The 15,593-nt window shown below is 71.1% G+C and carries 12 protein-coding genes; 1 reads left to right on the plus strand and 11 read right to left on the minus strand.

Annotated features, from left to right (window positions below):
* Window positions 1-348: 348 nt before the first annotated feature.
* Both CLV67_RS30010 and argH read right to left on the minus strand, forming a co-directional pair.
* Complete coding sequence (locus CLV67_RS30010; RefSeq protein WP_146169350.1) at window positions 349-3,912, minus strand: DUF4132 domain-containing protein; 3,564 nt, start codon at window positions 3,910-3,912, stop codon at window positions 349-351.
* A 75-nt stretch (window positions 3,913-3,987) separates the two neighbouring features.
* On the minus strand, window positions 3,988-5,439 hold the full coding sequence (gene argH / locus CLV67_RS30015) for an argininosuccinate lyase (RefSeq protein ID WP_106324353.1): 1,452 nt from the start codon (window positions 5,437-5,439) through the stop codon (window positions 3,988-3,990).
* A 219-nt stretch (window positions 5,440-5,658) separates the two neighbouring features.
* Between argH and dapE the strand changes: the two genes are divergently transcribed.
* Window positions 5,659-6,720, plus strand: coding sequence for a succinyl-diaminopimelate desuccinylase (gene dapE / locus CLV67_RS30020; protein ID WP_106324355.1), 1,062 nt, complete (start codon window positions 5,659-5,661; stop codon window positions 6,718-6,720).
* Window positions 6,721-6,773: 53 nt separating this feature from the next.
* On the opposite strand, the gene argG is transcribed toward dapE, so the two are convergent.
* The 9 genes from argG to CLV67_RS30065 form a co-directional block, all read right to left on the minus strand.
* The gene (argG, locus tag CLV67_RS30025) at window positions 6,774-8,006 is read right to left on the minus strand and encodes an argininosuccinate synthase (RefSeq protein ID WP_106324357.1); all 1,233 of its coding nucleotides are present in this window, start codon (window positions 8,004-8,006) and stop codon (window positions 6,774-6,776) included.
* Window positions 8,003-8,896, minus strand: coding sequence for a hypothetical protein (locus CLV67_RS30030; RefSeq protein ID WP_106324359.1), 894 nt, complete (start codon window positions 8,894-8,896; stop codon window positions 8,003-8,005). The genes argG and CLV67_RS30030 overlap by 4 nt, the downstream gene beginning before the upstream one ends.
* Window positions 8,897-9,397: an arginine repressor gene (locus CLV67_RS30035; protein ID WP_106324361.1), complete on the minus strand. Its 501-nt coding sequence runs from the start codon at window positions 9,395-9,397 to the stop codon at window positions 8,897-8,899. It abuts the gene before it with no gap.
* Window positions 9,394-10,326: an ornithine carbamoyltransferase gene (gene argF / locus CLV67_RS30040; protein ID WP_106324363.1), complete on the minus strand. Its 933-nt coding sequence runs from the start codon at window positions 10,324-10,326 to the stop codon at window positions 9,394-9,396. Before argF ends, CLV67_RS30035 begins: the two co-directional genes overlap by 4 nt.
* A complete protein-coding gene (locus tag CLV67_RS30045) occupies window positions 10,323-11,471 on the minus strand; it encodes an acetylornithine transaminase (protein WP_106324365.1) in 1,149 nt (382 codons plus the stop codon). Before CLV67_RS30045 ends, argF begins: the two co-directional genes overlap by 4 nt.
* A gap of 4 nt (window positions 11,472-11,475) precedes the next feature.
* Window positions 11,476-12,375 (minus strand): acetylglutamate kinase, encoded by a 900-nt coding sequence (gene argB / locus CLV67_RS30050; protein ID WP_106324367.1) that lies wholly within the window; start codon window positions 12,373-12,375, stop codon window positions 11,476-11,478.
* The gene (argJ, locus tag CLV67_RS30055) at window positions 12,372-13,544 is read right to left on the minus strand and encodes a bifunctional glutamate N-acetyltransferase/amino-acid acetyltransferase ArgJ (RefSeq protein ID WP_106324369.1); all 1,173 of its coding nucleotides are present in this window, start codon (window positions 13,542-13,544) and stop codon (window positions 12,372-12,374) included. The genes argB and argJ overlap by 4 nt, the downstream gene beginning before the upstream one ends.
* The gene (argC, locus tag CLV67_RS30060; RefSeq protein ID WP_106324370.1) at window positions 13,541-14,542 is read right to left on the minus strand and encodes an N-acetyl-gamma-glutamyl-phosphate reductase; all 1,002 of its coding nucleotides are present in this window, start codon (window positions 14,540-14,542) and stop codon (window positions 13,541-13,543) included. Before argC ends, argJ begins: the two co-directional genes overlap by 4 nt.
* Before the next feature lie 501 nt (window positions 14,543-15,043).
* A complete protein-coding gene (locus CLV67_RS30065; protein WP_106324372.1) occupies window positions 15,044-15,586 on the minus strand; it encodes a hypothetical protein in 543 nt (180 codons plus the stop codon).
* Between the last annotated feature and the right edge of the window lie 7 nt (window positions 15,587-15,593).

Raw genomic sequence — 15,593 nt, forward strand, 5'->3', positions numbered from 1 at the left:
TTCCGGCCCGTGTCATGGAACGTGATCGACATGGAAGCGGGTTACAGCAACTTACCGGCTTCGGGGTTATCGCGGGATATCTCGGGGGTGCCCTCGATGCAACTTCTTGCACGATGCACCGAAAGCCGGTGCCGGGTTGCAGCGGGATACGGTCGCCGACCGAAGGAAACACGACAGACATGTAAAAAGGCGGTGACGGGCATACTGCCCGTCACCGCCTCCGCGACCCTCGTGCCGCTTTCTTGCCGCCGGTCGACTGCCGCGGCCGACTGCCCTCGGTCAACGGCTTCCGGTCAACGGCTTCCGGTCAACGGCTCCCGGTCAACGGCTCCGGTCGACGGCTTCCGGTCAACGGCTTCCGGTCAGCAACTCCAGGTCACGGATCACCTCGAAGATCACGACCGGATCCAGGTCACCGAACTTGTCGGTGCGACTGTTCAGCCGGAGCGGACCCAGGGTCTGCTCCGGGAACACATCCATGGAACCGATCACGACGCCCGGTTCCAGCTCCAGCTCCAGCGCGTAAGCGGCGGACGGGCTGAGGCTGGTCACGGTGCGGCTGTCCCGCATGGCGTTCCGCACCCAGCCGTGGCTCTCCAGGCCCAGCACCGCACGGGACGACACCACCGAGCCCTGGAAACGGGTGAGCACGGTTCCCCTGGCCCCGGCCCCGATTCCCCCAGCCCCGGCCGTGGTTCCTCCAGCCCCGACCGTGGCTCCCCCAGCCTCGGCCTCGGTGAGGGCGAGGATCTCCCGGCCGAGCTGGGGGAACGGCTGCACGATCCGGTAGTCGGCGAAGATCTCCGACCACCGGGGCAGCGTTTCCGCGAGATGGACGGGGTGGACCACACCGAGCAGTTCGCCGGCACCGATCGTGGTTTCCTGATCGTCCACATCGGCGAACGTGCCGTCCTCGGCCACCCGGATCCCGCCGGCCAGGGCGCCCTTCGCGTCGAAGCGGCCCCAGAGCAACCGCCGGGTCAGGTGGCGCATCAGCGGATGCTCGGCGAAGAAACGGCGGAACTCGCCGGCCGGCCAGCGACGACCGGTCACCATGGCCCGTTCCAGGCGGCGGACCTGGTCGGTGGCGATCGCCCGCACGTCCTTCTTCAGAACGGTGAAACGCCTGTAGGCCGCGTCGGCCAGTTCGGCGTCGTCGCGGGCGCCCGGCTTGGGCAGCGTCCTGAGTCGCTTCCCGGTGCCGTCGACGACGAACGGCTTCAACTCCTCGTCGAAGCCGACGACGAACTGCCGGGCTCCGTAGTCGAGCATCAGACCGCCGTCGCTGTCCAGGCCGAAGTCCGGGACCAGCCGGTCGGCGAGCTGCTCGGCGCTCAGACCCTGCCGCTCGGCGAATTGCGCGATCTGCCGCTCGGCCGCCGAGCGCAGCCCGCTGAACCGGCATCGCGTGGCGACCCGGTTCATGTGCAGGAGGGCCACGTCGGTCCCGATCCGGGCGAGGATCCCGAGTCCGGTGACAGCCCTGGCATGCGCCTTCTGCCCCGGCCACTCCATGATCAGCGGGGTCAGCCGCCGCACGGTGTCGTCGTCGCCGACCTCGCCGAGCGTGTCCAGCACCCAGCCCTGCCTGGAGTTGGAACCAGCGGTCTGCCAGGCCTCGAACAGTGCCCAGGCGAACCGGGCCAGATCCGCCGGCTCGCAGGCCTCCCGGACGATCCCGACGCCGGGGTACGACTCGGCGGCATCGTGCAGCGCGAACACCATCACCAGATCCCGCACCACACCGGTCGGCAGAACGGGGACCGGCTCAGAAACCGGCTGTGCCGCACCGCTGGCTGGGTGCGTGGAAGGTTCGGCGGGCCGGGTGTGGCGCCGCAGACGGATCGCGGGCAGGGTGGCGGGGTCGAACCACTGTGGGATGGCGGGGAGTTTCACGGGCAGGATCGCCCACGGGTCGGCGGCGATCAGTGTCGCGGCGGCGGATGCCGCCTCGGGCCCGTAGGAAGCGGCTGCCTCGCGGATCGTCTCGGCATGGCCGGTGGCGGCCATGTACAGCAGGGTGTGCTGCGCCGACTGGCGTGCGCGGCCGTCCGGGCCGAGTGCCCGCGGCACGAGAAGGCTGGCGGCGAACTCAGGGTGCCGTTCCAGCCAGGCGTGCGCGCCCGGGGCGGCATGTCCGCGCTGGTCGGGGCTGGCCGGGGCGGGGCCGACCGGGGCGGGGCCGACCGGGGCAGGGCCGACCGGGGCAGGGGCCGCGGGGGCGGGAGGTCGGGGGGCTAGGCGTGCCTCCATTCGCCAGGCTACGTCGGGGGAGGCGAACGGCAGCATCAGCGGGGCGGTTACCGCCGCGTCGTGGAAGGCGAGACGGCGTAGGGGCAGCAGTGCGTCGGACTCGAAACGGGCGATGATCCGGCGCATCCAGAAATCGGCGTCCGGGGCGGGCGTCGGCTTCCAGTCGGCGAGCAGTGGGCGGGCCGTCTCCTCGGGGGCCGCGATGAAGAACTCCGCCGCCTCGCGGGGGTCGACCGTCTCACCGCGGCGTATCCGGTCGGCGACGGCGGGCCAGTCGACCGTGCCCGTCACGGCGAACGTGACCGACAGCCACTCCTCACGCTCGCCCGGCGCCCACACCATCGTGGTCGGCGACTCGGGGGCCTTCAGGTCGAGGACGACCGGTGGGTTCGTCCGGCGGTTTCGCCACGGCGGGTCGGCCAGCAGCGGTGGCAGTGCCTCCGGCCGGGCGGGAACGGTGGCGGCCACGCCGCTCAGGTGTTCTCGGATCCGGGCCCCGGGGGCTCCGGTCAGCCCGGCCGCGACCTGCCCGGCCAGGGCCGGGTCGGCCCGCACCCGGGCCGCGAGCAGGTCGCTTGCCAGCGGCTTTCCGGCCCGGGCCGCCAGCGTCCGCAGTGCCGTCTCCGGGAACCGGCTGGTCGCCTCGATCATCGCCTGGCGCACGTCCCGCTGGCCGGCCCGGTCGATCAGGCCGCCGAGTGCGCCGTCGTCCGGCAGGACGGCGAGTAGGTCGATCAGCTGCCGCCGCTCGGCCATCGGGGGTTCGAGCTCGTCGAGCCGGCGCAGCAGCAGCGGGACCGCGGCCGGGCCCAGACCGTCGACCAGTGTCGGGTATCCGCCGGGCCATCCGGGTGCCAGCGTCTTGGGGTGCGCCAGCGCGGCGGCGGCCTGCTCGGGGGTACTGATCGCGTTCAGCAGCACGGACGCCCGGTAGTAGTCGTGCTCGCCCCGGAGGAACTGGATTCGTTCGTCGTGGCTGTCGGGCTCGGCGAGGGCCTCGGCCCAGTCCGCCGTCACCCAGTCGCTCCGCGACGGGACCAGCACCGAGATGGCACAGCGGGCGTGCGGGCCGAATGCGCGCAGCGGCTCGAGGGCCGTGACCGTCTCCTCGTGGACGGTGTCCGGTGCGGCCGCCAGCGCCGCGCGGATGCGCAGCAGCGCCAGCATGTGGGGGTCGGAGTACAGCGCCCAGAACCCGCCGTCACCGGCTCGTCGGCGGCGCAGGCCCATGATCTCGGTGCCGTCCCGGCGGATCTTTCGCATCAGCGGCTCGCCGCCCTCGGCGACGGTGCTCAGGGAATACAGCGCCACGACCGCCTCGGCGGCGAAACGGACACCCCGCTCGGTCAGCCAGAGGTCGGCGAACCAGGGGTGTCGCTCGTGCTCGTCGGAGTCGAGGTGGATGGCGGCGAAGGCCACGACGGCCGCGCCCTCGGGGGACGCTGCCGGCCCACCGCCGAGCCACGCCCGGCCGGCGGCGGCCAGGGCCGGGTCGGTGAGATCGCTGTCGAGCACGCCGGGGAGGAAGACGGGCAGCTCCCGCATCTGCCCGTCGACGACCTCACGTGCACGGGGATCCGGCACGACCGGGCGGACACCGGATCCACCCCGCCGCGGATGCATCTGGGACAACCAGGGTTCGGGTAGATCGAACGACATGAACGGCACCGTACCGGCCACATACGACAGAAACGGGAGCGGCGGACACCGCTCCCGTTCAGACCGTGAGCCGGATCACCGGGGTACGACCTTCTCCACCGCCCACTGGCGCCAGTTGTCCAGCTTGTGCTGCACGATGGCGAGCTGGTCGGCGACCGGGCCGGGGCCGGTCGAGCCCGGCGTGGTGCGGGCCGCCAGCGCCGACGCCACCGACAGCACCTGCCGCACCGACGGGTCGAGGTGCTCGCTGATCGTCTTCAGGTCGTCGTCGGTCACGTCCTCGAGCTCGCACTCGCGCGCCGAGCAGAGGGCCACCAGCTTGCCGGTGATCTCGTGCGCGTCACGGAACGGCACGCCCTTGCGGACCAGCCAGTCGGCGACCTCGGTGGCCAGCGAGAAGCCGACCGGGGCGGCCGCGGCGAGCCGGTCCACGCGGACCGTCATGGTCGAGATCATCCCGGCCAGCGCGGGCAGCAGCAGTTCCAGGGTGTCGACCGCGTCGAAGGCCGGCTCCTTGTCCTCCTGCATGTCCCGGTCGTACGTCAGGGGCAGGCCCTTGAGCATCGTCAGCACCGCGACCAGGCCGCCGACCAGCCGGCCGCTCTTGCCCCGGGCCAGCTCGGCGATGTCGGCGTTCTTCTTCTGCGGCATGATCGACGAACCGGTGGCGAACGCGTCGTCCAGCTCGACCCAGCCGAACTCGGTCGACGTCCAGAGAACCACCTCCTCGCCGAGGCGGGACAGGTGCACGCCGATCAGGGCGGTCACGAACAGGAACTCGGCCACGAAGTCACGGTCGGCGACGGCGTCCATCGAGTTCTGCGCGGGAGCCGTGAAGCCCAGCTCCTTGGCGACGGCGGCCGGGTCGAGCGGCAGCGACGAACCGGCCAGCGCGCCCGATCCGAGCGGGCTGATCGCGGTCCGCGCGTCCCAGTCCTTCAGCCGCTCGAGGTCACGCAGCAGCGGCTGGACGTGCGCCAGCAGCCAGTGGCCGAAGCTGACCGGCTGCGCGTGCTGCACGTGGGTCATCCCGGGCGCCGGGGTGTCGACGTTGCGGGCGGCCTGCTCGGTCAGCGCGTCGGCCAGCTCGATCAGCGCCACGGCCACGCCGCGGGCGTGATCGCGCAGGTAGAGCCGCAGGTCGGTGGCGACCTGGTCGTTGCGGGACCGGCCGGCGCGCAGCTTGCCGCCGAGCGCGCCGAGGCGCTCCAGCAGGCCGCGCTCCAGGGCGGTGTGCACGTCCTCGTCCTCGATCGTCGGACGGAACTCGCCGGCCGCGCACGCCGAGGCCAGGTCGTCCAGCGCCGCGAGGATCCGGCCCAGCTCGTCGGCGTCGAGCAGGCCGGCGTTGGCGAGGACCCGGGCGTGGGCGCGGGAGGCCAGCAGGTCATACGGCGCGAGCCGCCAGTCGAACTGGACGCTGACGCTCAGCCGGGCCAGCGCCTCCGCCGGACCTCCGGCGAAACGGCCGCCCCACAGCCTCGTCGGCTCGTCGCTCTCCGGCACACCCACTCCTCGTTCGCTCACGTTTCGTTACCTTCCTGACCCTATCGCTGCGATCCGGACGCCGGGGTCCGGCCCGGTCCCATCGCGCTGGGTGGGACGGGCCGGGGTGAACGGTGACGGACCGCTTGTGCCCCGGCGGGCGCGCTGGGGCCCGGGACGGACCGCCGGCCTCGCGGGCCGCACGAGGCGGCTCACGTAGCCGTACGTATAAAAATGCCTTTGATCTGATAAGTTTGCAACATGACCAGCCTCGATCTGACCGGTGATGTTGTCGATCTCACTCGGGCCATCTGTGACATCCCGTCGGTAAGCGGCGACGAGAAGGCCCTGGCCGACGCCGTGGAGAGCGCGCTGCGCGCGTTGCCGCACCTCGCGGTCCTGCGCGATGGGGACGCCGTGGTGGCCCGGACGTCGCTGGGCCGCCCGGCCCGGGTCGTGTATGCCGGCCACCTCGACACCGTGCCGATCGCCGACAACCTGCCGACCGTGCTCGACGGTGACATTCTGCGCGGCCGCGGCACCGTCGACATGAAGGCCGGTGTGGCCGTCATGCTCAAGCTGGCCCTCCTCGAGGCGCCGCGGCACGACCTCACGTTCGTCTTCTACGACCACGAGGAGGTGGCGGCGAAGTTGAACGGGCTGGGACGGCTGGTCCGCAACCATCCGGAGTGGCTGGCCGGCGACTTCGCGATCCTCGGCGAGCCGTCCGACGGGACCGTGGAGGGCGGCTGCCAGGGCACCATGCGCGTGAAGATCACCGTGCCGGGCGTGGCGGCGCACTCGGCCCGTTCGTGGAAGGGCAGCAACGCCATCCACAGCGCGGGCGCGGTACTCGACGTGCTCCGCGCCTACGTGCCGCGGCAGCCGGTCGTCGACGGGCTGCGATATCACGAGGGCCTCAACGCCGTGAAGATCGAGGGCGGCATCGCCGGGAACGTGATCCCCGACCTGTGCACGGTCTATGTCAACCACCGATTCGCTCCGGACCGTGACGTGGCCGCCGCGGAGGCGCACCTGCGTGAGGTGTTCGCCGGGTTCGAGGTCGAGGTCGTCGACGCGGCGCCGGGCGCCCGCCCCGGGCTCGACAAGCCGGCCGCGAAGGAGTTCGTCGAGCTGGTCGGCCGTGAGCCGCAGGCCAAGCTCGGCTGGACCGACGTGTCACGCTTCGCCGGGCTGGGCATTCCGGCGGTCAACTACGGGCCGGGCGACCCGTTGCAGGCGCACACCGACGGGGAGCACGTGCCGGTGCCGGAGATCCGCCGCACGCTCGAAGTCCTGCAGGGCTGGCTCGCCCTCGCCTGAGACCCGCGTGGTGACCTTCGGCGTTTGTACCGCCGCAGGTCACCACGCGGACCTTATTCGGCGGGGTTGGCTGCGGCGCGCTGGATGGCGCCGGGCACCGAGTACATGTGGGCGTACGCGCGGGCCTGCTCGCCGGTCCACAGTGACGAGCCGTGGCCGTAGACGACGCCCGAGCGGGTCGCCGCGTCCAGCAGGCTGTACGGGCTCTTCGAACCCAGCAGCACGATGTTGCCCTTGTGCAGCCGGACCCGCACGGTGCCGGTGACCCGGGTCTGGCTGGAGTCCAGGAAGGCCCGGAAGTCATCCATGATCGGGTCGAAGTAGACGGCCTCGTGCAGCAGGTCGCCGTAGGTGTTGCCGAGCGTCGCCTTGGTGGCCTGCTGCCGGTTCGACAGGACCAGCTTCTCCAGCTCACGGTGCGCTGCGATGAGGATCAGCATGCCCGGCGCCTCGAACCCGACACGCGCCAGGTTGCCGACCATGGTGGAGCCCATGTGGATGCCGCGGCCCACGCCGTGCTCGCCGCCCAGAACGTTCAGCGCTGACAGGATGTCGTAGTTGTTCTCGCTCGGCAGCGGCTCGCCGTCAGCGGTCACCGCCGAGACGACCTCGCCCTTCTCGAACGTCAGGTGCAGCTCGACGCCCTTGTCCGGCGCCTCGTCGATCGGCTTGGTGTAGGTCCACGCCGACTCCGGGAGGTACTCCCAGGAGCCGTACGTCTCCTCGCCACCGATCGACGTGCCGATCAGACCCTCGTTGATCGAGTACAGCTTGACCTTCTCGCTGACTCCGTAACCGCGGCTGCGGAGGAACTCGGTCTCACCCTCACGGGTGAGCCGCTCGTCCCGGATCGGGGTGACGATCTCCAGCTGCGGGGCCAGCGCCCGGATCACCGCGTCGTAGCGGACGTGGTCCGCGCCGGCGCCGGTCGAGCCGTGCGCCACCGCGTCGGCGCCCACCTGGAGCGCGACCTCGACGACCTTCTCCGCCTGGATCAGCCGCTCGGCGCCGACGCACGACGGGTAGGCGCCGTTGCGCAGGTAGTTCGCCTTGATGGCGTAGGTGATGACACGGTCGTAGAGCTCCGCACGGGCGTCGACGATGTGGTGCTCGACAGCGCCCAGCTCCTCGGCCCGCGCCTTGACGGCCTCACCCTCGCCGCTGTGCAGGCCACCGGTGTCGATGTTCGCGGTCACCACCTCCCAGCCCGCTTCGCGGAAGGCGACGAGGGCGTACGAGGTGTCCAGCCCACCGGAGAAGGCGAGAACGATCTTGCGCTTGGTCATCGGGACAGTTCCTTCTCGAGAATCGGTACATATGTCTTACCGTCCGAGCGGACGTGACCCGGCGGCAGGACATAGAACTCACAGCGGCCCGCTTCGATGTCCTTCTGCATCGCCCGCTGGCGGCTGTAGTCGAACGGATCGAGCAGGAAGGTCGGTTCGGGCAGCACTCCCCCGGCCGGGAGCGTCAGGTCGCTCTGGTAGACGAACGAGCCCGGCGAGGTGTGGAACGGCACAGTCGCGACCAGGATCTTCAGCGCCCCGAACTCGGTGTGCACCTTGAGGGCGCTGTTGTCGTACTGGGTGACGCCGTCGAGCTTCTGCGCCCGGTACGCGGACAGGGCCAGCGCCTTGGCCGCCTTGCCCAGCCCCACCGCCGGCATCAGCGACCACAGCGACCAACCCACCCAGCGGCCCGGCTCGGCGCTCGGCGCGGCACAGTAGCCACCGACCGGTACCGGGCCGCGGTAGCCGCTGTCCCTCATGTCCTGCTGCACCTTGCGCAGCAGCTGCTTCACGTCCGTGTCGAAGCGGAACGTGGACCGCTCGACCATGTCGGCGAACTGCTCCTGCGGCAGACCGGCGATCAGGGCCGCGGCCGGCATCAGGATCAGGTCGACCATCACCCACTGCGGCATCGGGATGCCCCGGTCGCCGAACGCGATGCCGTTGATCACGTTGAAGAAGTTCAGGAAGTCCCGGATCGACCAGTCCTTCTCGGCCGTGTCGGTGAAGTCGAGCCAGGTGAGCTTGTGGCCGTACGGCGTCTCGTTGAGATGGGTCCGCAGGGTCTCGTTCGAGGCGAGGAAGAACTCGACACCGTGCCCGACCAGCGTGTCGGTGTGGTCGGCGAAGTCCGGGAAGCGGGCCTCGACCGCGGGTGGGAACGTCATCTAGCGGCTCTCCTCGGAATCGGACCTGCTCCAGTTGCTGAGTTTCTCGGCCAGCGCCGCACCCGAGGTGGGACCCGAGTCGCGGGCCACCACGAAGATCGTGTCGTCACCGGCTATGGTGCCGACCACGTCCGCGAGGCCGGACCGGTCCAGGGCGCTGGCCAGGAACTGCGCCGCGCCCGGCGGGGTCCGCAGCACCGCGATGTTGCCGCTCGAGTCCACCCCGGTCAGCAGCTCCCGCAGCAGCCGGATCAGCCGGGCCGGGCCGTGCTCGGTGGTCTCCCGCAACGGCCGGTGCCCGTCCTCGGGGATGTAGTAGACGCCGCTGACCTTGACGGCGTTCAGCTCCTCCAGGTCACGGGAGAGCGTGGCCTGGGTGACCTGGACGCCCTCGTGGGCGAGGATCACCGACAGCTCGGTCTGCGACTTGACCTTCCGGGTGCGGATCAGGTCGACGAGCCGGGCGTGCCTCCCGGCCCGGGTCAGCGGCGTGGCGTTCATCGGGCGTTGACCGCCAAGAGCCAGGTCAGCAGCGCCTTCTGCGCGTGCAGGCGGTTCTCCGCCTGGTCGAAGACGGCGCTCTGCGGACCGTCGATCACCTCGTCGGTGATCTCCTCGTTGCGGTGCGCCGGCAGGCAGTGCAGCACGATCGCGTCCGGAGCCGCCGCGGCCAGCAGCTCCTTGTTCACCTGGTACGGCCAGAACGGGGTGAGCCGGTCCTTGCCGTCACCCTCCTGACCCATCGACGTCCACGTGTCGGTGGCGATCACGTGCGCGCCGTCGGCCGCCTCACGCGGGTCGCGCAGCACCTCGACCGAGCCGCCGGTCCACGCCGCGATCTCGCCGGCCCGGCTCACCACGGCCGCGGCCGGATCGAACCCGGACGGGCCGGCCACCCGCACGTGCATCCCGGCCATCGCACCGGCGATCAGGTAGGAGTGGGCCATGTTGTTTGCGGCGTCACCCACGTACGCCAGGATCCTCCCCGCCGTCGACCCGAACCGCTCGCGGATCGTCAGCAGGTCGGCCAGCAGCTGGCACGGGTGATAGCCGTCGCTCAGCGCGTTGATCACCGGCACCCGGACGCCGGAGGCCAGCTCGGCCAGCCGCTCGTCGCCGTGCGTGCGGTAGACCATCGCGGCGACGTAGCGGGCCACCACCCGGCCCGCGTCGGCGAGCGTCTCGCCGCGGCCGAAGTGGGTGTTCTGGCTGTCCACGATGATCGGCTGGCCGCCCAGCTCGGCGATACCGGCCTCGAACGACAGCCGTGTCCGCAGGCTGGCCTTGTCGAAGAAGACGGCGACGCTGCGCGGACCCGCGAGCGGCGTGTAACCGAACCGGTTCGCCTTCATCTCGGCGGCCAGGTCGAGGATCTCGGCCTGCTCCCGCGGGGTCAGGTCGTCGTCACGGAGGAAGTGGCGGGTGGTCACCGGATACCGTCCAGAGCAGCGATCAGGGCGTCGGCCTGATCGGAGGAGATGATCAGGGGCGGGGCGAGGCGGATCACGTCCGGCTTTGCGGGGTTCACCAGGAAACCGGCGTCCCGCAGCCGGGCGGCGATGTCGGCCGAGACCGGCTCGTGGAAGACGATGCCGAGCAGAAGGCCGGCGCCGCGGACCTCCTTCACCAGCGGGTGGCCCTCGATGCCGCGGCGGATCTGCTCGCCGATCCGCTTCACGTGGTCGAGCAGGCCCTCGTTCGCAATCGTGCGGATCACCGCGAGGCCTGCCGCGCAGGACACCGGGTTGCCGCCGAAGGTCGTGCCGTGGGAGCCGGGGGTGAGCAGGTCGGCGGCCCTCCCGAAACCGATGCAGGCACCCAGCGGCAGGCCACCGCCGAGGCCCTTGGCCAGGGTCACGATGTCCGGCTCGACGCCCTCGCTCTGGTGATGGAACCAGTGCCCGGTGCGGCCGATGCCGGTCTGCACCTCGTCCAGAGTCAGCAGAGCGTTGTGACGCGCGGTGATCTCCCGGGCGGCGGTCAGGTAGCCCGGCGGAGGGACCACGACGCCGTTCTCGCCCTGGATCGGCTCCAGGATGACCATGGCGGTCTCGCCGGTCACCGCCGCTTCGAGGGCCCGGACGTCCCCGAACGGGATGTGGGTGACGTTCGCCGGCAGCGGCCGGAACGGATCCTGCTTCGCCGGCTGGCCGGTCAGGGCCAGCGCACCCATGGTCCGGCCGTGGAAGGCGCCGTCGGTCGCCACGATGTGCGTACGCCCGGTCAGCCGGGAGATCTTGAAAGCGGCCTCGTTGGCCTCCGCGCCGGAGTTGCAGAACAGCACCCGCCCGGCCCGGCCGGCCAGCGCCAGCAGCAGGTCGGCGAGCGCCAGCGGCGGCTCGGAGATGTACAGGTTCGAGACGTGACCCAGCTGCTGGATCTGGTGGGTGACGGCCGCGACCACGGCCGGGTGGGCATGGCCGAGAGCGTTCACGGCGATGCCGCCGAGGAAGTCGACGTACTCCTTGCCGTCCTCGCCGGTCAGCACCGCGCCCTCGCCCTTGACCAGGCCGATCGCCGGGGTGCCGTAGTTGTTCATCATCGACTGCTGCCACCGGTCGGCGAGCGTGGGCATGTCCTTATTCCGATCTACGGGTGGCGGGTGGGGCGGCCGGAGGGGGGACCACCATGGTTCCGAATCCTTCTTCCGTGAAGACTTCGAGCAGAGTCGAGTGGGCGACCCGGCCGTCGACGACGTGCGCGGCCGGCACACCACCGCGGACCGCGCGCAGGCACGCCTCCATCTTGGGCACCATCCCGGACTCCAGCGAGGGCAGCAGCTTCTCCAGCGCGTCCGCATCGATCTCGGTGGTCAGCGAGGAGGTGTCCGGCCAGTTCGTGTAGAGGCCCGGCACGTCGGTGAGGATCACCAGCTTGCGGGCGCCCAGCGCGACCGCCAGCGCCGAGGCGGCGGTGTCGGCGTTCACGTTGTGCAGCACGCCGTCGGCGTCCGGCGCGACCGTGGCGATCACCGGGATGCGGCCGGCCGCGATCAGGTCGTCGACGGCCGACGTGTCCACCTGGTCGACGTCGCCGACCTGACCGATGTCGACCTCCTCGCCGTCGATCACGGCGCCCCGGCGGATCGCGGTGAACAGGCGCGCGTCCTCACCGGACAGGCCCACGGCATGCGGGCCGTGCTGGTTGATCAGGCCCACCAGCTCCCGCCCGACCTGGCCGGTGAGCACCATCCGGACGATCTCCATCGTCTCCGGGGTGGTGACCCGCAGGCCGCCGCGGAACTCCGACTCGATGCCGACCCGCTTCAGCATCCGGTTGATCTGCGGGCCGCCGCCATGCACCACGACCGGCTTGATGCCGACCAGGCGCAGGAACACCATGTCGGCGGCGAACGCCTCCTGCAGCTCCGGCTGGATCATGGCGTTGCCGCCGTACTTGATCACGACGGTCGTGCCGTGAAACCTCTCCAGCCAGGGCAAGGCCTCGATGAGGATCTCGGCCTTCTTCTGGGCCTTCATGAGGAGTACGCCGAGTTCTCGTGCACATACGCGTGGGACAGATCGGTGGTCCAGATCGTCGCGCTCATCTCGCCCTCGCGCAGGTTGATCGTCACGCTGACGTCCCGCCCGGACAGGTCGACCTTGCTGCGGTCCTCGGCGGCGGCCCCGCCCTTGCAGATCCACACGCCGTTGATCGCCACGTCGATGCGGTCCGGCTCGAAGGCCGCGCTGGTCGTGCCGATCGCCGCCAGGATGCGTCCCCAGTTCGGGTCGTTGCCGAAGAACGCCGTCTTCACCAGGTTGTTGCCGGCGACCGTGCGGCCCACCTGCACCGCGTCGGCCTCACTGGCCGCGCCCTGCACCTCGATGGCGATGTGCTTGGTCGCGCCCTCGGCGTCGGCGATGAGCTGCTGCGCCAGGTCGTGGCAGACCTCGGTGACCGCGGCCGTCAGCTCCTCGAGCGACGGCTGCCGGTTGGAGGCACCGCTGGCCAGCAGCAGCACCGTGTCGTTGGTGGACATGCAGCCGTCCGCGTCGATCCGGTCGAACGTGACCCGGGTCGCGGCCCGCAGCGCGGCGTCGAGCACCTCGTTGTCGGCCGAGGCGTCGGTGGTGATCACGACGAGCATGGTGGCGAGCGCCGGGGCCAGCATGCCGGCACCCTTCGCGATGCCGCCGACGGACCAGCCGTCGCGCTGGGCGACCGCGTTCTTGGCCACCGTGTCGGTCGTCATGATCGCCTCTGCGGCCTTGGCGCCACCGTCGGCGTCCAGCGCCTTGGCAGCGGCGTTGACGCCCGGGAGGAGCTTGTCCATCGGCAGTAGCTCGCCGATCAGGCCGGTCGAGCAGACCGCCACGTCGCCGGCGCCGATCATCATGCGGTTGGCCCCGCCACGCAGGACCGTCGCGGTGTGCTCGGCGGTGGCGTGGGTGTCCCGGAAACCCTGCGAGCCGGTGCACGCGTTGGCGCCACCCGAGTTGAGGATCACCGCGCGGACGATGCCGCCCTTGAGCACCTGCTGGCTCCAGAGCACCGGGGCGGCCTTGACCCGGTTGCCGGTGAAGACACCGGCCGCCGTGTAGTCGGGGCCGTCGTTGACGACCAGGGCGACGTCGGGGTTTCCGCTGGCCTTGAGTCCGGCGGCGACGCCGGAGGCACGAAAGCCCTTGGGATGGGTGACAGTCACGGGGCTACTCCAAACACCGACAGGCCCGTCGTCTCGGGCAGGCCGAACATGATGTTGGCGTTCTGCACGGCCTGACCCGCGGCGCCCTTGCCGAGGTTGTCGAGCGCGCTCACCACGATGATGCGGCCCGAGTCGATGTCGACCGTGGCCTGCAGGTGGCACGAGTTGGAACCCGCGGTGGCCGCCGTGTGCGGCCAGGCGCCCTCCGGCAGCACGTGCACGAACGGCGCGTCGGCGTAGGCCGCCTGCAGCGCCTCACGCGGATCGCCACCGCTGAGACGGCGTGTGGTCACCGTCGCCAGGATGCCGCGCGGCATCGGCGCCAGGATCGGCGTCATCGACAGCGAGGAGGCCCCGGTGGCCTGCTTGATCTCGGCGACGTGCTGGTGTGCGCCGACCTTGTAGGGCGACAGGTCACCCATGATCTCGCTGGCCAACAGGTGCACCTTGGCGTTGCGCCCGGCCCCCGACGTGCCCGAGCTGGCGACCACGACGACGTCCTCCGGGTCGGCCACGCCCGACGCGATCAGCGGCGCCAGCGCCAGAGTGATCGTCGCCGCATAACAACCCGTGTTCGCCACGCGGGTCGACGTGGCGATCGCCTCCCGCGCGCCCGGCAGCTCGGGCAGCCCGTAGGTCCACGTGCCGGCGTGCCCGCCACCGTAGTAACGGGTCCACTGCTCGGCGCTCTCCAGCCGGAAGTCCGCACCGAGGTCGACGACCTTCACATCCGGTGCGAGCCGGCCCGCCACGGCCGCCGACTGCCCGTGCGGAAGGGCGAGGAACACCAGGTCAGCGCCGCTCAGGGTGGCGGCGTCGGTGGTGCCGAGCGTCAGATCGAGACCGGCGAGCTGGGGGTGCACCGCACTGACGTGCGACCCCGCCTGGCTGTGGGCGGTCGCCGCGACCAGCTCGAACTCGGGGTGCCCGGCGATCAGGCGCAGCAACTCACCGCCCGCGTAGCCACTGGCTCCCGCTACCGCGACCCTGATTCCCATGCCTACCTCCGTATGACTATGCAGAAGAACGTATCAACTCCCACTGCCGGCAGCAACCAGGAAACCGCCCATCCCGCATGCTGAGCGATGCGGCCGGGTCCCGGTCGTTTTTCTCTGATTTGGTACGGAAGTCGCAGCACCGCAGAACCGGGACCGTCCCGGACCACACCGCGACGCAGGCGGCCCGTCCGAGCCTTGACGCGACCGCCGGGCCGAATGCGACCCTCACCGCCGTCCCGCCTCGCCACCCGGGCGCGTGGCGATCCATGGCGCACCCGCGGGCACAGGTCACCACACGACCAGGGCCGACGCCGCGCGTGGCGATCCATGGCGCACCCGCGGGCACAGGTCACCACACGACCAGGGCCGACGCGGCGCGTGGCGATCCGTGGCACACCCGCGGACACAGATCACCACACAACCAGGCCGGCGAACGTCCGAGAACCCGGCGTCGATCGACCCGTCACGGCCACCGGCCGTGCGAGCCGGCAGTGCCGGGGGTCAGCGGGTGGTGGCCCAGTCGTTCCAGGCGGCCAGCCAGGCATCTTGAGCGGCGGCGATGGCCTGGATCTTGGCGTAGTCGACCGGGCGGAGGCCGCGCTGGCGTTCCCAGGCCAGCTGGGCCGGGCGGCTCGGGACGGCCGGGCCGAGACCGGTTCCGTGCAGGAGCGTCTCGGAGATCGCCAGCCGCCGGAGTATCTGGTCGGTCCGGAACCATTCGGCTTCGCGGTCAAGCCTGGTGAGCTGGTCGAGCATGGCCTGAACCGAACGGCGGGCCTCCTCCTCGGGTTCGCCCGCGAGGTCGGTCTGCCGGCGTACGGCGTCGCGCCAGAGGGTCTCCCAGCCGCGCGGCAACTGCGGGCGGGGACCGCCGGTGCTCGTCCACACGTCGTAGGAGCGGGCGGAGGCGAGCACCGCGTCCACCAGCGTCAGGTGCGGTTCGCGGGAGACAGGCGGGTCTGCCGACGGCGGATCGATCGCTGGCTGGTCCTGCGATGGCTGTTCACCGGGTGGCGGAACCCGGTCCGCGTGGTCGGACTCCATGCGGCAC

It is taken from the genome of Actinoplanes italicus, from assembly GCF_003001815.1.
GTDB classification, from domain to species: Bacteria; Actinomycetota; Actinomycetes; order Mycobacteriales; family Micromonosporaceae; genus Actinoplanes; species Actinoplanes italicus.